The organism is Hafnia paralvei (assembly GCF_020150375.1).
GTDB classification, from domain to species: Bacteria; Pseudomonadota; Gammaproteobacteria; order Enterobacterales; family Enterobacteriaceae; genus Hafnia; species Hafnia paralvei.
Genome location: NZ_CP083737.1, coordinates 3888705 through 3907022 on the forward strand (window position 1 = coordinate 3888705; position 18318 = coordinate 3907022).

Annotated in this window: 20 protein-coding genes and 1 pseudogene; 17 read left to right on the top strand and 4 right to left on the bottom strand. The window is 46.2% G+C overall.

Annotated features, from left to right (window positions below; all coding sequences use genetic code 11):
• The first annotated feature begins 18 nt into the window (after positions 1 to 18).
• The 8 genes and pseudogenes from surA to K9N75_RS18105 all read left to right on the top strand — a co-directional run bounded on the left by surA (position 19) and on the right by K9N75_RS18105 (position 5952).
• A complete protein-coding gene (gene surA, locus K9N75_RS18070) occupies positions 19 to 1317 on the top strand; it encodes a peptidylprolyl isomerase SurA (protein WP_008814629.1) in 1299 nt (432 codons plus the stop codon).
• Positions 1298 to 2314, top strand: a complete 1017-nt coding sequence (pdxA, locus tag K9N75_RS18075) for a 4-hydroxythreonine-4-phosphate dehydrogenase PdxA (protein WP_064572843.1) — start codon at positions 1298 to 1300, stop codon at positions 2312 to 2314. The genes surA and pdxA overlap by 20 nt, the downstream gene beginning before the upstream one ends.
• The gene (gene rsmA / locus K9N75_RS18080; protein ID WP_039185736.1) at positions 2307 to 3119 is read left to right on the top strand and encodes a 16S rRNA (adenine(1518)-N(6)/adenine(1519)-N(6))-dimethyltransferase RsmA; all 813 of its coding nucleotides are present in this window, start codon (positions 2307 to 2309) and stop codon (positions 3117 to 3119) included. Before pdxA ends, rsmA begins: the two co-directional genes overlap by 8 nt.
• Positions 3120 to 3195: 76 nt before the next feature.
• The gene (gene apaG / locus K9N75_RS18085) at positions 3196 to 3573 is read left to right on the top strand and encodes a Co2+/Mg2+ efflux facilitator ApaG/CorD (protein ID WP_004089015.1); all 378 of its coding nucleotides are present in this window, start codon (positions 3196 to 3198) and stop codon (positions 3571 to 3573) included.
• Between the two features lie 57 nt (positions 3574 to 3630).
• Positions 3631 to 4464: a bis(5'-nucleosyl)-tetraphosphatase (symmetrical) ApaH gene (apaH, locus tag K9N75_RS18090; protein WP_008814632.1), complete on the top strand. Its 834-nt coding sequence runs from the start codon at positions 3631 to 3633 to the stop codon at positions 4462 to 4464.
• Positions 4465 to 4886: 422 nt separating this feature from the next.
• Positions 4887 to 5012: pseudogene (locus K9N75_RS18095) on the top strand (fimbria/pilus outer membrane usher protein); the annotation flags it as partial.
• 74 nt (positions 5013 to 5086) lie between these two features.
• Positions 5087 to 5629 (top strand): fimbrial protein, encoded by a 543-nt coding sequence (locus tag K9N75_RS18100; RefSeq protein ID WP_039185732.1) that lies wholly within the window; start codon positions 5087 to 5089, stop codon positions 5627 to 5629.
• 20 nt (positions 5630 to 5649) lie between these two features.
• Positions 5650 to 5952: a fimbrial protein gene (locus tag K9N75_RS18105; RefSeq protein WP_130961298.1), complete on the top strand. Its 303-nt coding sequence runs from the start codon at positions 5650 to 5652 to the stop codon at positions 5950 to 5952.
• A gap of 131 nt (positions 5953 to 6083) precedes the next feature.
• On the opposite strand, the gene K9N75_RS18110 is transcribed toward K9N75_RS18105, so the two are convergent.
• Positions 6084 to 6752 (bottom strand): helix-turn-helix domain-containing protein, encoded by a 669-nt coding sequence (locus K9N75_RS18110; protein WP_008814635.1) that lies wholly within the window; start codon positions 6750 to 6752, stop codon positions 6084 to 6086.
• Between the two features lie 130 nt (positions 6753 to 6882).
• Here K9N75_RS18110 and K9N75_RS18115 point away from each other — a divergent pair, with 130 nt between their 5' ends.
• From K9N75_RS18115 to K9N75_RS18155, 9 genes are all read left to right on the top strand, one after another.
• Positions 6883 to 7788: a LysR family transcriptional regulator gene (locus K9N75_RS18115; RefSeq protein ID WP_008814636.1), complete on the top strand. Its 906-nt coding sequence runs from the start codon at positions 6883 to 6885 to the stop codon at positions 7786 to 7788.
• A 589-nt stretch (positions 7789 to 8377) separates the two neighbouring features.
• Complete coding sequence (locus K9N75_RS18120; RefSeq protein WP_039185727.1) at positions 8378 to 8920, top strand: fimbrial protein; 543 nt, start codon at positions 8378 to 8380, stop codon at positions 8918 to 8920.
• Between the two features lie 133 nt (positions 8921 to 9053).
• Complete coding sequence (locus K9N75_RS18125) at positions 9054 to 9746, top strand: fimbrial biogenesis chaperone (protein WP_224451974.1); 693 nt, start codon at positions 9054 to 9056, stop codon at positions 9744 to 9746.
• 149 nt (positions 9747 to 9895) lie between these two features.
• A complete protein-coding gene (locus tag K9N75_RS18130; protein WP_311136395.1) occupies positions 9896 to 12448 on the top strand; it encodes a fimbria/pilus outer membrane usher protein in 2553 nt (850 codons plus the stop codon).
• 175 nt (positions 12449 to 12623) lie between these two features.
• On the top strand, positions 12624 to 13454 hold the full coding sequence (locus K9N75_RS18135; RefSeq protein ID WP_130973895.1) for a fimbrial protein: 831 nt from the start codon (positions 12624 to 12626) through the stop codon (positions 13452 to 13454).
• A 15-nt stretch (positions 13455 to 13469) separates the two neighbouring features.
• Positions 13470 to 13994: a fimbrial protein gene (locus K9N75_RS18140; RefSeq protein WP_130973894.1), complete on the top strand. Its 525-nt coding sequence runs from the start codon at positions 13470 to 13472 to the stop codon at positions 13992 to 13994.
• Between the two features lie 71 nt (positions 13995 to 14065).
• A complete protein-coding gene (locus K9N75_RS18145; protein WP_064572828.1) occupies positions 14066 to 14599 on the top strand; it encodes a fimbrial protein in 534 nt (177 codons plus the stop codon).
• A gap of 19 nt (positions 14600 to 14618) precedes the next feature.
• Complete coding sequence (locus K9N75_RS18150) at positions 14619 to 15146, top strand: fimbrial protein (protein WP_008814643.1); 528 nt, start codon at positions 14619 to 14621, stop codon at positions 15144 to 15146.
• Between the two features lie 171 nt (positions 15147 to 15317).
• Positions 15318 to 16241: a LysR family transcriptional regulator gene (locus K9N75_RS18155; RefSeq protein ID WP_008814644.1), complete on the top strand. Its 924-nt coding sequence runs from the start codon at positions 15318 to 15320 to the stop codon at positions 16239 to 16241.
• A 71-nt stretch (positions 16242 to 16312) separates the two neighbouring features.
• Here K9N75_RS18155 and folA read toward each other — a convergent pair whose 3' ends face one another.
• From folA to K9N75_RS18170, 3 genes are all read right to left on the bottom strand, one after another.
• Positions 16313 to 16795 carry a type 3 dihydrofolate reductase gene (folA, locus tag K9N75_RS18160; RefSeq protein WP_008814645.1) on the bottom strand — a complete coding sequence of 161 codons (483 nt, stop codon included), beginning with the start codon at positions 16793 to 16795 and terminating at the stop codon, positions 16313 to 16315.
• Positions 16796 to 16917: 122 nt separating this feature from the next.
• Positions 16918 to 17391, bottom strand: coding sequence for a threonine/serine exporter (locus K9N75_RS18165; protein WP_039185718.1), 474 nt, complete (start codon positions 17389 to 17391; stop codon positions 16918 to 16920).
• Complete coding sequence (locus K9N75_RS18170) at positions 17382 to 18158, bottom strand: threonine/serine exporter family protein (RefSeq protein WP_061059578.1); 777 nt, start codon at positions 18156 to 18158, stop codon at positions 17382 to 17384. Before K9N75_RS18170 ends, K9N75_RS18165 begins: the two co-directional genes overlap by 10 nt.
• Between the last annotated feature and the right edge of the window lie 160 nt (positions 18159 to 18318).

Sequence of the window (18318 nt, forward strand, 5' to 3'; positions counted from 1 at the left end):
TGGACAAATGGAAAAGGTATGAAGAACTGGAGAACGCTGATCCTCGGTGTGGCATTCTGTGCCAACACTGCGTTTGCAGCCCCTCAAGTCGTTGATAAAGTAGCGGCCGTGGTTGATAACGGTGTGGTGCTGGAAAGTGACGTCGATGGTCTGATGCAGTCCGTAAAACTGAACGCGCGTGAAGCCGGTCAGCAATTACCTGATGATGCAACCTTACGTCACCAGATCCTTGAGCGTCTGATTATGGATAACATCCAGCTGCAGATGGCGAAAAAGATGGGCATTGATATCAACGATGCCGATGTTGATCGCGCTATCGGCAATATTGCTCAGCAAAATCATATGTCACTGGATCAGATGCGTAGCCGTTTGGCCGCCGATGGGATTAACTACAAAACCTACCGCGACCAAATTCGCAAAGAAATGCTGATTTCAGAAGTACGTAACAACGAAGTTCGCCGTCGTGTCACCATCCTGCCTCAGGAAGTTGAAGCGCTGGCAAAACAAGTTGGCGCACAGAATGGTGCGGATACCGAACTTAACCTCAGCCACATTCTCATCGCACTGCCAGAGAACCCATCTCAGCAACAGGTTGATGATGCAGAGCAACAAGCTCGTCAGTTGGTTGACCAACTGAACAAAGGTGCTGATTTTGGCAAAATGGCCGTCAGCTACTCCGCTGACTCTCAGGCGCTGAAAGGTGGCCAAATGGGTTGGGGTAAAATCCAGGAGTTGCCATCCCTGTTTGCGGCTGCACTGCAAACGGCTAAAAAAGGCGACATCATTGGCCCAATCCGTTCAGGTGTTGGCTTCCATATCCTGAAAGTTAATGATCTCCGCGGCGGTCAGGGAAATGTGTCTGTCACCGAAGTTCATGCTCGCCACATCTTGCTGCGCCCATCGCCGGTTATGACCGACGATCAGGCTCGTGCAAAACTGCAAGAAATTGCTCAGCAAATCAAAAGTAAGCAAATTACCTTTGATGAAGCTGCTCGTGCGGTTTCTCAAGATCCAGGTTCAGCATTGAAAGGGGGTGACTTAGGTTGGGCAGTGCCAACCATGTACGATCCTGCTTTCCGCGACGCCTTAATGAAACTGCAGAAAGGCGAACTGAGCGCACCGGTTCACTCCTCCTTCGGCTGGCATTTGATCCAACTTCTGGATACTCGCCAAGTTGACCGCACCGATGATGCACAAAAAGATCGTGCATACCGTATGCTGTTCAACCGTAAATTTGCTGAAGAAGCGCAAACCTGGATGCAGGAAGAACGCGCCAGCGCCTACGTAAAAATTATTGATGGTAGCAATGCCCAGTAATAGTTCACATGACACGTTTCGTGTCGTCATAACCCCCGGCGAACCCGCCGGGGTCGGGCCGGATCTGGTTATCGCTCTCGCTCAACAGGCATGGCCTGCGGAGCTTGTAGTGTGCGCCGATCCGGCCTTGTTGCTTGAACGCGCCCAATGGTTAAAGTTGCCATTAACGTTGCGCGAATATCAGCCTCATGAACCTGCACGCCCACAAGATGCAAATACACTGACGATTTTACCAATCGCGCTACACAGCCAAGCTGTCGCGGGTCAGTTAGATGTCAATAACGGTACTTACGTTGTCGACACTCTGGCGCGTGCGTGCGATGGCTGTCTCAGCGGTGAGTTTGCCGCCTTAATCACTGGGCCAGTACACAAAGGCATTATTAATGATGCCGGAGTGCCATTTACCGGACATACCGAATTCTTTGCCGATCGCAGCCACTGCGCACGCGTGGTGATGATGCTGGCGACCGAAGAACTGCGTGTCGCCCTAGCCACGACGCACCTTCCTCTGTTGGAGGTTCCCGCAGCGATCACGGCGCAAACGCTCGATGAAGTCATCACTATTCTTAATCACGATTTACGCACCAAGTTTGGCATTCGTGAACCGCAAATCTATGTCTGTGGCCTTAATCCACACGCAGGTGAAGGCGGCCATATGGGGCGTGAAGAGATCGATGTGATTATTCCGACGCTAGAATCGTTGCGTCAAAAAGGTCTTCATCTCATTGGGCCTTTACCTGCAGATACACTTTTCCAGCCTAAATATTTGGCGCACGCCGATGCGGTTTTGGCGATGTATCACGATCAGGGCTTACCGGTGTTAAAATACCAAGGCTTCGGCCGCGCTGTGAATATTACTCTGGGGTTGCCGTTTATACGCACCTCTGTCGATCACGGCACCGCGCTGGATCTGGCTGCTACTGGCCTCGCTGATGTTGGTAGTTTCAGAACAGCATTAAATCTCGCTATTAAAATGATAAATAACAGTAATGAATAACAGAGTTCACCAAGGCCATCTGGCTCGTAAACGTTTCGGACAAAACTTCCTTACCGATCAATATGTGATCGATAGCATTGTGTCCGCTATTCATCCAATGCCAGGTCAGGCAGTGGTGGAAATCGGCCCGGGATTGGGCGCATTGACCGAACCTGTTGCCGATCGCATGGATAAAATGACGGTCATCGAACTTGACCGCGATTTGGCGGCTCGACTGGCGACTCACCCATTCATCAGCAGTAAATTAAACATTCGCCAGCAAGATGCGATGACCGTTGATTTTGGCGAGCTGTCTCAAGAACTCGGCCAGCCGCTGCGCGTATTTGGTAATTTACCCTATAACATCTCAACCCCTTTGATGTTCCACCTCTTCACCTATACTGGTGCTATCAGCGACATGCATTTCATGTTGCAAAAAGAGGTAGTGAACCGTCTGGTTGCTGGCCCAAACAGCAAGGCCTATGGTCGTTTGACCGTCATGGCACAATACTATTGTCAGGTCATTCCTGTATTGGAAGTGCCGCCAACAGCATTCCGTCCAGCGCCAAAAGTTGACTCGGCCGTGGTTCGGCTGATCCCACACGCGACCATTCCGCATCCGGTCAAAGATATCCGTGTGCTCAGCCGTATTACCACTGAAGCATTTAATCAGCGCCGCAAGACCGTGCGTAATAGCTTAGGTCACCTGTTCACACCAGAGCAATTGACCGAGTTGGGGATCGATCCAGCCCAGCGCGCAGAGAACATCTCTGTTGAAAACTATTGCAAGCTCGCCAACTGGCTATGCGAAAAATCGCCAGAATAGTGGGTGTAATGCCCTTTTCGTTTAATCGATGAGGGTATAGGTCTCGCTGACAACGTCATAACGGGAGCCGTACATTATGATTGATTCACCTCGTGTGTGTGTTCAGGTACAAAGTGCCTATGCCGAAACCCAATCACTTCCAGATGAAGAGCGTTTTGTTTTTGCATATACCATCACCATCAGGAATCTAGGACGATTCAATGTGCAGCTCCTGCGGCGTTACTGGCTGATTACCAATGGTAACGGACGTCAGACGGAAGTTCAGGGCGAAGGCGTCATCGGTGAACAGCCACTGATTTTGCCCAACAATGAGTTCCAATATACCAGCGGCGCCATTATTGAAACGCCTTGCGGCACAATGGAAGGTCATTATGAAATGATTGACCATCAGGGTCAGGAGTTCCGTATTGCGATTCCCGTATTTCGTTTAGCAATCCCAACTCTAATTAACTAGTTGTATATTCACAAAATATTTTGAGTTGCGACAGAGCAGCAAGTAAGAAGGGTTTGAATGTCTACATTATTGATTGGCGATGTCCACGGTTGCTACGCAGAGCTACGGGCGCTATTGGAACAAGCTGATTTTGATCCTGCTAAGGATACGCTGTGGTTAACCGGGGATTTAGTCGCCCGCGGCCCTGACTCCCTAGAGGTTCTGCGCTACGTACAGTCATTAGGCGACAGCGTTCGCATGGTGTTGGGCAACCATGATTTACACCTTTTAGCGGTCTACGCAGGCATCAGCCGTAATAAGCCCAAAGATCAAATTACTCCGCTGCTGGATGCCCCTGATGCAGATAGCCTGATCAATTGGTTACGCCGTCAGCCCATCCTGCAGGTTGATGATAAGCTAAAACTGGTGATGGCCCATGCGGGTATCAGCCCCCAGTGGGATATTGCTACCGCACAGCTATGCGCCCGTGAAGTTGAAGCCGTACTCAGCAGTGACAGCTATCCGTTATTTTTAAATGCCATGTACGGTGATATGCCCAACAGCTGGATTGACGGTTTAACCGGGCTACAACGCCTGCGTTTTTCTACCAATGCGCTGACCCGCATGCGCTATTGTTTCCCTGGCGGTGAACTGGACATGATCTGCAAAGATGCGCCAGGCGAAGCGCCGTCCCCTCTTAAACCATGGTTTGATTTGCCCAGCAAAGTGCTGGATGCCGGATACTCCATTGCTTTCGGTCACTGGGCATCATTGCAGGGTAAAGGGACACCATCGCAGGTGTATGCTCTCGATACGGGCTGTTGCTGGGGGGGAGAGCTAACGATGTTACGTTGGGATGACAAACAATATTTCACCCAGCCGTCTCTGCGGCCTAAAGAGATTGAGCAATAAAATTTCGCCGTGCTGAAGGATCAGCAATCAGTTAAGTTAATGTATGCCCAATTAACCCTTGGGCAATTCCTCCCTTAATCAATCCCGCTGACGCCAAAGAACAACCTTCAACGCGGATATTTTCACCGCCCCCAGCAGTAAGTATAAATTAATTCAATATTCACTTTCCCTAAATAAATATTTTGGAACGTAAAAGAGCACACCTATCCTATTAATTATTCTCTTTTTTTTGACAACATATTTAGCCAGGCAATTTATTGAATTAAGTAAAACACGTGACTCCCCTCTTTATTTCCACATCTCGATTTCGGTCTACTTTTGGACTCTTTTCAAAAACAAAAAAAGGAATATATTGCACTCAGGAATGAGGACATATTCCGACTCATCATTTAATTACTGAGCCAATCTTTATTAAATATCGAGACAGCGGTGATTTAGATGTCACCATCAAAGAAGAAGATGGTAGCGAACTACATTTTGTACAGCCCTATTCAGCGGTACCCATTTTACAACGCGAAGGACACTTAAACTACAGCATCCACGCTGGGAGCCGTCATCGGTGTCACAACGGTTGCCTATACCGTTAAATAATTCTCATCCATTCATTAGGTTACGAATTACCATGAAAAATAGACTTTGGAAATCAACGAGTGGGTTATTTTTACTCGCCGCGCTCTCATCAACAGCGAGTGCTGCCGGTGATCAGACCGCCGTGATGGTGACAGCAAACGTCGTGGCCTCCCCCTGTGTGGTTCTATCGCCTAACCTCACCATTCCCTTGGGGAATATTGAAGCGTCGACGCTAGAAAGCGCCAATGTCTATACTGCATGGTCAGAGATGACGTCGACGGCAACGATAAAATTAGCCAATTGCCCTGCAGGAACCACGGAAGTTTTGATGACGTTTACTGGCCCCCCCGATCCCAACGGTGGCGCTGGTAGCTTCTTAAATATGGATACAGGAACGGGAGCAGCCACAAACGTGAGCGTGCAATTGAAACCCAGTGGCAGCACCGACCCAATAAGAAATAATGAGGTGATAGATATACCTATTGAAACCGGCGCCGCATTAATACCGCTGTCGGCACGCCTGTATACAAAATCTGGCCGCGTCACACCGGGCAGAGTGTCTTCAGTTATCAACGTGGCCTTTTCCTACAAATAAGCTAGCACAAGGACGATAATATGTTTAACAGGGCTTGTTCTCAGTGGCTGACGCTATTTTTCCCGCTGGCATTATCCGAATTTGGATATACCGAAGAACCTTCTATTCAGGGGGATAATGCTGAGGTTAATATTTCTGCAACCATAACAGAATCGGTCTGTACTGTTATCAATCCTTCTAGCGATACTAACAGCGTTCATTTAGGAAAAATGCGCTCTGCAGATATGCATGACGCCGGCAGCGCTGGTCAGTCGATGCCATTTTACATTGAGCTAGTTAATTGTCCTACGCCGCAAATACACAAAATGTGGCTATTGAGCTGAGTGACATGCTGCCACATACGCCTTAAAAGCCCGAATGATCACGCCAAAAGGCAACGCTCAGGTGGGCGCTGTTTCTGGGCTCGTTGAATGGCCATTGACTTATCAATAAAGAACTAATCTGAAAAAATATATCAATATTCTTTAGGGAATTTACGAATAATGCTAATTAACTTTCCATTTTCAATATTGATGTAAAGACCTTGGCGTAAATTAGCGAGTATTTTCATAATCCCGCTACGTGCCAGATGGCTACGTGCAAGAATAAAATTTAGCACGCTGATATGAGCCCGTTTATCGGCGGGAATTTTTTCAAGTTCAAAAAGCAATGCACAAACAATTTCGTAGGCTGATTTATTAATGAGTAAGTTATTTCGATAAGCCTGATAGTCATTAAAATAAATTTGATAAGCCAACAGGTCTTCTAGGAGACCGTGCTGCGCCACCAGCTCAATGGCTCGCGTTAGCGGCAATGTTTCTAGTTTGCTGTCAGGATTAGATTGAAATGTATACATATCATAACGATAAGCCGAGCCCTGCATACCGAAGATTGCGGGAGCAGCCGCGGTAGCGAAAAGGAGTTCATCAGAAGTGCGATACGCATCAACTAAACCTTCTACGACGAGAAGAACGTGTAATTCGCCCGATGGGTTATGCAACCTGACGATGCAATCCTCGTTTTCAAAAACAAGTGGGACTGACTCTGTGCGAAAGAGCGACATCAGCCTACTGATTGCCTTAAGAGGCTTAGCCATCGGTTGAACTGAGGAGCCAACCGTCATATTAGTCTCAAACTCACGCATTATGTTTTCACCACATGATGTATAGGATTGTACACACGAAATTATAGCATAGCCGTTTTTGTCTATTGCTTACGCACCTGCATATCAGGTTATTTTACGCTGAGATAATAAATGACGTTCAGAGGACATTATGAATTCTAAGGATAAAAACACCAACAAAAAGTTAGACCTTAACCTTTTACCTATTTTTATTGAGATATTTATTCATCAAAGTATCACTAAGGCAGGTATAACGCTCGGCATTTCAACCACCGCGGTATCTAATGCTTTAGCTAAACTTAAGTATCACTTTGGTGATCCGCTTTTCCTAAGAGATGGATTGGTTCTATCGCCGACAAAAACAGCCCAAGAACTGTTTATATCACTACAGGACGACGTTGATAAGTTAGTTAACAACGTGAATTCATTTGGTCAAAACGATTATTTTAATAAAATAGCGATTCATTGCTCCCCCTATATCTCTGTTCGGCTGCTGCCAAAGGTGTCGAATGCCATATGGGCGAAAAATCCCAGTTGCGAAATAATTCATAGAAGCAATTTTTCTGACGCTAAAAATAACATCCACGGCGTTAGGCTGCGGATGAACGATCTGTTTTTTGCGCTTAAACCTAACTCTAGCCGATCGATGATTTGCGTTCCCGTTTTAGACGAGCCTATGTATTTGTTTTGTTCCCAGCAGCATCCAAGAATGGACAAGCTTATCAACAAGGATTTCAGCGCTGAGACATTTGTCACTTTTGAAACGCCAGATGACAAATTTACTCAGCAACACGTAGCGATTCGGCAAGCGCTTGGTGAAAATATAACATTATTAAAGAGCGATTCTTACTTTGCATTGCTGTCGATTATCGAAAACTCGGACAAACTGGGTGTCATGCCCCAATGGTTATATGAGAAATTTTCACCTTCGTTCAATGTCACCGCGCTTGATCAAGGAAAAAAGATGCCGTCAATATCCATACATTTAATCTATGACAAATCATCCCCAATCTCGAGTATTGCGGGTGATATTATTTCTGTTTTATCCGCCCAATGATGCATCGCATGAGTTTAAGATAGTGGGGAGCTGCGCCTCCCCTCGCTATATAGAATATTTTTTCTAAAAAACAGGTTTAAAGCTTTCGCTAATACATTCAGATACGCATTCTTTTACAGGCTGAATGTGTAAAGCATAAATTAATTCAATATTAAGTGGATTTAACGAATTAATTACCCATGCAACAACCGCTGAAAAATGACGTTGATTTTATTGATTTTTTTAAATGCGGATTTATTTTTTCTATTTATAAATTAATCAACAATTCATTTCGCCTTGTTGTTTCACCCAAAATAACAACAGTCTATTTTTGGACTCTTTGCAAAAGAAAAAAAAGGAATAACATATGGCCCAGTTACGAAAGAAGTCGATTAGTTATTTAATATCTGAGCCAAATCACGCTTAGCATTTACCGAGTCAATTAATTCAATTTGAGTTAATCGTGAATGTCGCTCTTTCTGCTCTGTTCGGTCAACGAACTCAGTCTTAGGAAATGATTAGGCTTGATATTAGTCCCGTGTTGTTTAATGCAACAAAATAAAATCGTCCAAATGATTGGACTTTCAGTATAGGTTATAAGGAAATTTTTATGTCATTCAAGAAAACTACATTTTGCTTAGCATTGTCTTTAGCTGGTTTGGCATCTGCATCCGTAATGGCTGCCGATGGTACTGTCAATTTTAAAGGTAAGATTTCAGATGCGCCGTGTAGCGTTTCTATTCCTTCATCAAATCAGGTTGTTGATTTAGGTACAGTGCCTGCCGCTGACCTGAACGCATCAGGGCTGAAATCGACAGCTAAGAACTTCCAAATTGATTTGCTGAATTGTTCCGCTGCGGCTAAATCAGTCACGGTAACATTTGGTGGCTCAAGTCCTGCTGGAAAAGATGCCTTGTTTAACATTTCATCTCCAGATGGCACCGCTGCCGGCACTGTGGCCACGAATGTGGGTATTGAAGTCGCCGATTCAAAAGGCGTGGATATTAAACCTAACGTAGCATCAAGCTCTATCACGTTAACGCCAAGTATCGCATCACAATCGCTTTATTTCACAGCTAACTATCAAGCCTATGGCGTTGCAACCACCGGTGATGCTAACGCAACCAGTGATTTTACGCTGACTTACCAATAATGGTAATACCCCCCTTCTTCATTATCTAACGGATGAAGAAACCAAGTCTGAGTGTTATTCGCTAATGTTGCTCTTTATATAGCGACATTAACCGAGTTCACTCAGGCTTTTAACACTAAAAAAGGTCATCTTTATGTACGGTAAATTAATTATTTCTTCACTTGCATTATTAATAGCCTCTCAGTCAGCTTTCGCTGCGGGTTCTGGCGGTATTGTATTAGGCGCAACAAGAGTAGTTTATGACGCCAATAATAAAGAAGCCTCAATAACGATAAATAATAAAAATAGCGACCAGTATTTTCTGGTTCAATCGTGGATTGATGATGAAAATGGGAATAAAAAAGTTCCATTTGCCATCACCCCCCCGCTGTTTCGCTTAGACGCTGAAAAAGAAAACATGATGCGTATTTTGAAAACCGCTGGCGACCTGCCTAGCGATCGCGAATCTGTTTTTTATATCAATGTGAAAGCTATTCCGCCAGTCCCTGAAAACACAAACGCCCAGAACACGCTCCAGCTCGCGATCAAAACACGGATCAAAATGTTCTATCGCCCTAAAGGTCTGACGGGCAGTCCTGCAGAATCAGGCAAGCAGCTGCAGTGGAGCCACCAAGGCAACGATCTCGTGGTGAAAAACCCGACCAATTATTCCGTGAGTTTTAATGAAATTAACCTCTCAGGCAAAGCGCTTAAAGATATCAACATGGTCTTGCCAAAATCAGAGACACACTACGCTTGGCCTGCCGGAGCAGGAAATAACGTCACCTTTGCTTTTATTAATGACTACGGCGGCGTATCTGAACTTATTAGTGCAACCGCTAATTAATCACTTAATTGATAAATATCCATTTCCTTTTATTAGAGAACACCATGATGCTGTTAAAAATATCTAAAAAGAGTCATTCGGCACCATCGCACTCTTTGCACAAGGAAAGTTATAGATATTTTTCGCTAAGTGCACTGACGCTTCTGATCATGTCCGCCAACGGCTACGCTGCCGGTGGCTTTGACCCCGCATTTCTAGAGCAAATAGACTCTAGCAATGAGGTCACCGATCTCTCTACCTACGCGTTGCCAGAAGGCGGTCAGATACCGGGTAAATATGTCGTTGATATTTATCTTAACAAGAACCCCGTAGATCATCGTGAAGTGACCTTTATTGCGTATAAAGGGCCTAGCGCCAATGATAAGACGGGGCTCGTTCCTTGCTTTACCGAAGAAGAGCTAAAAGACTACGGTATCAAAACCGATGCGGCTCTTGCCATGATAAAAAAAGGCACGGATTCCCCGATGCCTGCCGCCACGCAAGATAATACGGATACCGCCACTCAGCCGGCCGATAGTGCAAAGTGCAATTTATTACTGCAAGCGATCCCCTCCGCTAAGACGAATTTTGACTTTTCGAATCAACGTTTAAATATTAGCGTACCGCAGTTATTAGTTTCGAATTCCGCGCGTGGGTATGTCGATCCTTCTATGTGGGATGACGGAATCCCCGCCCTGCTGCTGAATTATAATTTCACCGGCGCCAACGACAGCGACGATCAGAGTAACTACTATCTCAACCTGCGCAGCGGTTTGAACTTGGGCGCTTGGCGCCTGCGTAACTACTCCACCTGGAACGACAACAACGGTGTTCGTCAGTTTACCAACGTCAATACCTATGTGCAGCGCTCCATTGCCGCGTTAAAAGCGGGTTTAACCCTAGGTGATAGCTACTCTGGCTCTGATGTTTTTGACAGCGTTCAGTTCCGAGGCGTTCAGCTCGCCTCCGATGACGACATGGTTCCCGATAGCCAGAAAAACTTTGCTCCGGTGATCCGCGGCATTGCGAAAACCAATGCCCAAGTGACCGTTGAGCAAAACGGTTATATGGTTTACCAAAGCTATGTCACGCCTGGCGCATTTGAGATTACCGATCTCTATCCAAGCTCCGATGGCGGCGATTTAACCGTTAAAATCAAAGAAGAAGATGGCAGCACGCAGACCTTTATCCAGCCCTATTCCTCTGTCCCTATTTTACAGCGCGAAGGCCACACCAAATTTAGCCTGACGGCGGGTCAATACCGTAATGGCTACGGTTCTGATAAACCGGATTTTGCTCAATTCACGCTGATTCACGGTTTTAGCAAAGGCATCACGCTGTATGGCGGTATGCAGGCAACAGAGAATTATACCGCGGCGGCGCTCGGCTACGGGCAGAACTTAGGCTCTTTCGGGGCAATTTCCGTTGACGTCACGCAGGCTCGCACTCAGCTTCCAGATACTAATTCATCGCAGGGGCAGTCATACCGGTTCTTATATGCAAAAACCTTTGCCGAGACCGATACCGACCTCCGCTTGGTCGGTTACCGCTATTCCACTAGCGGCTTTTACAGCCTTGATGACTCCGTCATATTGAATGACCAGAATAATGACTATACCGATTACAATATTCGCACCCACAAACGCAGCCGTATTGAAAGTTCGCTTAACCAGCAGCTAGGGGAAGACGCGGGTTCTCTCTATGTTTCGGCTAGCATGCAAGACTACTACGATGACAGCAGCAAAGAACAAACGCTGCAGGCAGGCTACAGCAATACCTGGAATGGCATCAGCTATAACATTGCCTATTCAGATAACTACATCAGCAACGAAGATCAAAAGCACGATAAGCAGATATCTTTCTCCGTATCAATCCAGCTCGATCGCTGGGTGAAATCAGCATGGGCTAACTACAGCGTTAACCATGGCTCAGATGGTCGAGTACAGCAAATGGCGGGCGTCAGTGGCACCTTGCTTGATGATAACAATCTGAGCTACAGCGTTTCCGAAAGCTATGCCAATCAGGGTGAAGGCGACAGCGGTAACGCTAACCTTAATTATCAAGGCCAGTACGGTAACAGCAACGTTGGCTACAGCTACAGCAAAGACACTCGTCGAGTGAACTACGGCGTACAGGGCGGCATCGTTGCGCACAGCGAAGGAATTACGCTTTCACAGCCGCTGGGTGAAACCGTAGCGCTGGTGTCGGCATCGGGAGCCGATAACACCAAAATACTGAACAACATCGGGGTTAAAACCGATTTCCGTGGTTATGCGGTTGTGCCGTATATCAGCCCGTATCGCCGTACCCGCGTCAGCCTCGATACCACCAGCTTAGGCGATAAAGTGGAAATAGAGGAAAGTGCCAAAGACGTCATCCCAACCCGCGGAGCGGTGGTGAGAGCGCGTTTCAATGCCCACGTCGGCTATCGCGTCATGATGACCTTGACCCGCTCGGACGGCAAATCGCTACCGTTTGGCGCCACCGTTGCGCTGATAGATGAAAGAGCAGATAAAGCCGGCACCGACAATGCCAACGCGGGCATCGTCGGTGAGCAGGGTGTGACCTATTTAAGTGGTTTGCCAGAAAAAGGTTCCCTGATTGCCCAATGGGGTAAAGGGGTTAATCAACAGTGCAAAATTAACTATCAACTTAGCCAGCAGGATCTAGAAAATTCGATATTAACCGCTGCGGCTACATGCCAGCCTGGCGAGGTGAAATAATATGTGGAATATTTCCGTTTTGAAAAAAATACGTTTTAATTACGCCAGTATTTTATTATTGCCCGTAATTTTATTTTGCAATACATCGTTTGCGGATTGCCAAACCAATGTTCCTATTGAGCTACCTGGCACAACCAAAACAATTTATGTTTCCAGGGATTACACTGACCCGGTAATGCGTGGCAATTATGTATTATCGACTCTCAATGTCACCTTCACCTGTCAATATAACGACGAAGCGCCCAGCGCTAAATTAAACGCCAACCCAAGCGGGTCGTTTGATCCTAGTAGTCCTTTTGGTCCAGACTTTCAGGGGAATACCGCGGTGGCATTAACCGGTGGTGGGTTAGGCATTGAAGTCTATGAAACGCCAGAAGGACGTTCGCCAGTCTGGTTTGGGAATTTTATGAATCAACCTAATGCGGGGTTCCCTGCCTCTCAACATTTCAGCGCGGAGTTTGGCGTTGACCTGGTATCTCTTAATAATGGCAGCGCAGTGACTGCTGGGGTTCATTCTTTTTCCGGTCAGGTGGGTATTATCTATTTTAGGCAAACAACTCAAAGCATCCCCGTTATCATGGGGGCCTTCAACCTGAATGTTATTTTCACCAGTTGCCAGTTAAATAGCAGTCAGGCCAACCTGAGCTGGACCAACCTCTCTTCGGCAGACATTATCAGCGGTGTCGTCCCCCCTCAAGAAGCTCGCGTGGGCGCAGACTGTGGGGACGTTCCAACTCCCGTTTCAATTACATTCTCATCCAGCCGTGGTTATGTCAACGCAGCTCAGGGGATTGTCAAAACGGATAGCGATGGCAGTAACAATTTGGGGCTACAGCTGAGTTGGGTTAGTACGGGTCAGCCCATCAATATGAACGAAACAACGCACGCCACCATCAAAGCTCAACAGTTTGACGTATCGGCTAAGCCTGTGGCTATCAACTCTGGCGCCCCCGTTAAGTCAGGGGATTATAACGGCACCGTCACGATGATGTTTTCTTATCGCTAAGGCCAGGAATTTAAAATGAAAAAATTACTGTCTTACGGAATGTCATTCTCGTTATTCCTGCTGGCAATGCAATCCGGTATAGCTTCAGATGTGAATAACTTCACCATTAATTATTCCATTGGTGTACGGCCTGCTACGTGCGAAGTTCACACCAGCAACGTGGATATTGTATTTGAAGATGCGATTGGGGCTAATATGCTGGAAACACTCGGTAATATGACAGAGTGGAATAGCGGACACAGCATTGAACTAACAAACTGTGAACCCGGCTTAAAAATAAATATGTGGATGGCAGGCACACCAGACCAGGATGTTCAGTTCTATAAAAATGAAGGCACTGCAAATAATATTATGATTGAACTGTCTGGCGATGAGAAAAATATCAGTTACCAGAATGGCTCAGTGCAGATTTTCCAACTACAACCCCAGCAAACCGCTATTTCAATTCCATTGAAAGCGCGGTTGTTAAATAACGGGAATGGTGCTGCAACACCAGGCACCGTTAGAGCGGTAGTGACAGCGACCTTTAGTTACAACTAATTCGTTACAAGCATCGCTCATTAAAACTGAGCGTTTACACACTCTATTACCGGAAATAAAAAGGACTTATCATGCAATATAAAAAATTATCTCTCCTGAGCACATTCGCTGTGGTAGGAATGATTTCAGCAGTCAATGCTCAGGCGGCGGCTGATACCACCATTAATATTACGGCAACCGTCACCGCAACGCCGTGCACGGTGAAAGCGCCGAGCACAATCAATATTGGATTTACCCTAGACGCCAGTGAAGTGGCTACGGCAGGCGTAGATTCGATAGCATCTGGTACTGCAAATATTGATCTGTCTGGCTGCCCGTCTACCACGACAAGCATTGATGCCAAATTTAGTGGCCCGTCTGTTGCAGGCGACACCAGTGGCTTCGGCATGAAAGATTCAGGCGGTACCATCGTGACAACGGGCAGTATTCGCCTAGCAAATGCTGATACCAGCGCCGTGATCAGCAATACTGCTAACACCTATACGGTAACACCGTCTGGCGGTGCAGCGACATTTAAATTGAAAGCCTATATGCACTCTATTGCAGGAGGCGTCAAGCCGGGTGTTTACACCACGCCGATTGAGGTTACCTACGCATACCATTGATATTATAAGCAGGTAAATTATGCGCATCTTTAATAGCAGATTGCAGATTTCTGCATATTGCATCACTGCCACATTACTGCTTCACGCGATGCCTTGCATGGCGGATGCAGATACAAATTTGGCGGTGAACGCAACAGTGACTGCCTCTCCTTGCGCACTGGTGGCAACGCCTGAGGTTGACTTGGGAGCTTACACTTCGTCAAATTTAACCACCGCAGGTAGCACGACAACCTGGGTGCCATTTAAAGTTGACCTAGAAAAATGCCCATCCACCAGCACCACGGTGACGTTAACGTTGGGTGGGACAACCGATCCTGTTTATACTCAGTATTATAAAAATACCGGCACCAGTACGAATGTGGTTATCGATGTCGTTAATGATGCGGATGGAAAAGCGCTTAATCCAGGCACTTCAACCAAAATCAATATCGACCCTAAAACGCACACCGCATCTTTCCCTATGAAGGCGCAGATGGTTTCTCCTCAGGGGGGGGCAACGTCAGGCACGGTCACAGGGCAAATGGAGTTAACATTTTTTTATGGGTAGTCAAAGCAGCATCTGCAATATACCAGATGCTGCTTTAACAATGATTATCGTTTGAAAGATAATCATCTTAAAAATTCATCGAGAAAAGTGAGATAGGAAATTCATTCAGCAGATATTAACGTTTTTATCTGCCTAAAAATTATATTCAACAGGATTGAATGTGAGTACAGAATGGACGAAAAAAAATTAGACCTAAATCTCTTACCTATTTTTATTGAAATATATATACATCAAAGTATAACTAAAGCAGGTATTACCCTTGGTCTTTCAACCACGGCCGTCTCTAATGCATTAACCAAACTGAAAAGTCATTTTGGCGATCCGCTCTTTTTAAGAGAGGGACTGAATCTAGCACCCACAAAAATAGCTCATGAACTATTTAGCTATTTGCAAGATGACGTTGATAAATTAGTCAGAAACGTGAATTCATTTGGCAAAATCAACAATTTCAGCCAAATATCAGTCCATTGCTCACCTTATATCTCTACGCGGTTACTTGCCGATGTGTCTAATATTATCTGGCAAAAAAATCCTGACTGCGAAATAATTCATCGAAGCAATTTCTCAGATACCAAAAACAATATTCAGGGTGTCAGACTGCGGATGAACGATCTGTTTTTCGACCTTAAGCCGAATCTAAGTCGTTCAATGATCAATACTGCTGTCTTAGACGATCCATTATGCCTTTTCTGTTCTAAGCAGCATCCAAGAATTAATCAACTTTTATGCGGCGATGTTAGCCATGAAACGTTCATTGCTTTCGAAACGCCTGATGAAAAATTCAACCCACAGAAATTTCATATCAGAAAGACTTTCGGGGAAAGATTGACGTTGCTAAAGAGCGACTCCTGCTTTGCCCTGCTGTCTATTATTGAGGACTCTGATAAAGTGGGTGTATTACCCAAATGGCTATATGGGAAATTTTCGCAGTCTTTCGATGTCGCAATGATTGATTCGAGCAATCAATTACCTTCTGCATCTATATATATGATTTATAATAAATCGAATGGAATGTCAGATATTGCGGAAAGCATTGTCAGCCATCTATCACCAACGCGAATCGCTGCGCCAGTTGCGTTAAAAAACGTGAATTAACATAATCTCATTCAGCCATTTTAAATACCCTTCGGCCTTGAAGGGTATTTAATCGCATAGGTCATGCGTGATTAGCGCTTATGTAAAATCTCAAAGCAATAGCCGTGCGAGTTAGCGCTGTCTGCATCATGAAACTCGCTAAATGTGGTTTCCCATTCATCTGGCTCGTAATCAGGGAAGTAGGTATCACCTCCCACTTCAGCATCAACATGCGTCAGGTACATGCGTTGGGCTAACGGCAGGAATTGAGAATAAATGCTGCCACCACCAATCACCATCACCTCTTCCACATCGCCCGCAGCGGCAATAGCAGCCTCAGGTGAAACCACCCACGTCACGCGATCGTCAGTACCTGCTTGGCTACTCAATACGATGTTGTGACGTCCAGGTAAAGGACGGCCAATAGATTCAAATGTTTTACGCCCCATAATAACCGGTTTATCCAGCGTATTACGTTTAAACCACGCGAGATCAGCCGGTAAATGCCACGGCATCGCGTTTTCCATACCAATAACACGATCTGCCGCAAGCGCAGCAATCAGGCTGATATTCATGATGGTCGATCCTATCAAGTAGAAAAATTGCGCACACTATAAGTAAAGGGGTTGCAGGTGTCGATAGCCAGATGACGTCATTTAGCGCTACTTAAACTAACTCTCAGATAAACCAACATTATTTATACACTCGGGCGCTTACGATATAACCATAATCCAGGCAACGACAGGCCGATGGAGAGCGCACCGACAATAAATGACGCTTTTAGGAAGTTTGTCACCATCGTTTCAAACAGCGCATCGCTAAAACCCTGATGTGAAATTTTCACCACGGAGATCATCGCCGTATAAGCATAAATCCCCGGAAACATAGGGATCACCGCCGCAACGGTAAAGACTTTCGGGTGAGCAAGCAGCCTGCGAGACCATTGAATGCCCAGCACGCCAATCAATATTGCCGCGCCCAAAGTAGACCACTCGATGTTAATGCCAAAATGCATCATGAGCATACGTGAGCCATGGCCAATAGCGCCGAGCAGTGCGCAGTAACGTAAAGCACGAACCGGCACATTAAACACCAAGGCAAAACCCACTGCGGGCACCGCGGCCAAAATCATGTCTTGCAGCAGCGCGAGCAACAAATCGATTAAATCCATCCTCTTAGCCCCCACAACGACATCGCCATCACCACACCAATACAGGTTGCTAGGGTCAGCAACGAAGCCATCGCCCATCGTGCAAGCCCAGTATTCACATGGCCTTTAAACATATCTGCCACGGCATTTATCAGAGGAAATCCCGGCACCAGCAACAGCACGCTCGCCGCCATCGCAATAGTCGAGGTTGTTTTGAATGGATCGTATTGGATCAGCAATCCCGACACGCTGGTTGCAACGAAAGCCGTGATGCAGAAGTTAATTTGTGGATGCATTTGCCGCTGCGTGAGCACCTGACGCACATACATCGCCACGGCGCTGGCCATAAATGCCACGACAGAACCGTCCCAGCCTCCACCGTTCAGTTTGCAAAAGCAGCCACAAGAGAGCCCGACCATTAACACCAGCAGCCAGCGCGGATAGCGCAACGGCTTGATATGATCAAAGCGACGGCGAACATCCTTAATGTCTAGCAAATGGTGTTCAGCCATAATCACAATATGCTGCACTTCCGTCACCACATGCATATTGATACCGCGATCGACGTTCTTGCGCGTCGAGGTCATACAGTGACCATTAATGATCGTGCTGAGCACCACCGCATTCGCTGAGATAGAGCTTTCAACACTCTCAGCCCCTAGCGCAATGCCTAGGCGAGAAGAAAGCTGTTCGACCAGCATACTTTCAGCGCCGTGCTGCAATAAAAAAAGCGCGCATTGTATGCACAGTCGCGTGAGCTCCCGCTGCCTGTCTGAATCCACATCCATGGTTATTCCTGACTCAATTGATTATTATCCATACCACTATCGTTTAAAAACAACTCACCTCAATTCTTATGACATCACCGATATAGCTCCTTAATAGATCTGATACACTCACGGAAAGGCGGCGTTATTATCTTGTTCTAACAACCTACACCACGGATCT

What these genes read in the sequence shown, in the direction of transcription:
- folA (WP_008814645.1), bottom strand. Translation starts at nt 16,795, where the DNA reads ATGAATATCAGCCTGATTGCTGCGCTTGCGGCAGATCGTGTTATTGGT.
- surA (WP_008814629.1), top strand. Translation starts at nt 19, where the DNA reads ATGAAGAACTGGAGAACGCTGATCCTCGGTGTGGCATTCTGTGCCAAC.
- apaH (WP_008814632.1), top strand. Translation starts at nt 3,631, where the DNA reads ATGTCTACATTATTGATTGGCGATGTCCACGGTTGCTACGCAGAGCTA.
- K9N75_RS18100 (WP_039185732.1), top strand. Translation starts at nt 5,087, where the DNA reads ATGAAAAATAGACTTTGGAAATCAACGAGTGGGTTATTTTTACTCGCC.
- K9N75_RS18140 (WP_130973894.1), top strand. Translation starts at nt 13,470, where the DNA reads ATGAAAAAATTACTGTCTTACGGAATGTCATTCTCGTTATTCCTGCTG.
- K9N75_RS18115 (WP_008814636.1), top strand. Translation starts at nt 6,883, where the DNA reads ATGAATTCTAAGGATAAAAACACCAACAAAAAGTTAGACCTTAACCTT.
- K9N75_RS18105 (WP_130961298.1), top strand. Translation starts at nt 5,650, where the DNA reads ATGTTTAACAGGGCTTGTTCTCAGTGGCTGACGCTATTTTTCCCGCTG.
- apaG (WP_004089015.1), top strand. Translation starts at nt 3,196, where the DNA reads ATGATTGATTCACCTCGTGTGTGTGTTCAGGTACAAAGTGCCTATGCC.
- K9N75_RS18135 (WP_130973895.1), top strand. Translation starts at nt 12,624, where the DNA reads ATGCGTGGCAATTATGTATTATCGACTCTCAATGTCACCTTCACCTGT.
- K9N75_RS18170 (WP_061059578.1), bottom strand. Translation starts at nt 18,158, where the DNA reads ATGGATGTGGATTCAGACAGGCAGCGGGAGCTCACGCGACTGTGCATA.
- K9N75_RS18125 (WP_224451974.1), top strand. Translation starts at nt 9,054, where the DNA reads ATGTACGGTAAATTAATTATTTCTTCACTTGCATTATTAATAGCCTCT.
- rsmA (WP_039185736.1), top strand. Translation starts at nt 2,307, where the DNA reads ATGAATAACAGAGTTCACCAAGGCCATCTGGCTCGTAAACGTTTCGGA.
- K9N75_RS18165 (WP_039185718.1), bottom strand. Translation starts at nt 17,391, where the DNA reads ATGGATTTAATCGATTTGTTGCTCGCGCTGCTGCAAGACATGATTTTG.
- K9N75_RS18145 (WP_064572828.1), top strand. Translation starts at nt 14,066, where the DNA reads ATGCAATATAAAAAATTATCTCTCCTGAGCACATTCGCTGTGGTAGGA.
- K9N75_RS18120 (WP_039185727.1), top strand. Translation starts at nt 8,378, where the DNA reads ATGTCATTCAAGAAAACTACATTTTGCTTAGCATTGTCTTTAGCTGGT.
- K9N75_RS18130 (WP_311136395.1), top strand. Translation starts at nt 9,896, where the DNA reads ATGTCCGCCAACGGCTACGCTGCCGGTGGCTTTGACCCCGCATTTCTA.
- pdxA (WP_064572843.1), top strand. Translation starts at nt 1,298, where the DNA reads ATGGTAGCAATGCCCAGTAATAGTTCACATGACACGTTTCGTGTCGTC.
- K9N75_RS18155 (WP_008814644.1), top strand. Translation starts at nt 15,318, where the DNA reads ATGGACGAAAAAAAATTAGACCTAAATCTCTTACCTATTTTTATTGAA.
- K9N75_RS18150 (WP_008814643.1), top strand. Translation starts at nt 14,619, where the DNA reads ATGCGCATCTTTAATAGCAGATTGCAGATTTCTGCATATTGCATCACT.
- K9N75_RS18110 (WP_008814635.1), bottom strand. Translation starts at nt 6,752, where the DNA reads ATGCGTGAGTTTGAGACTAATATGACGGTTGGCTCCTCAGTTCAACCG.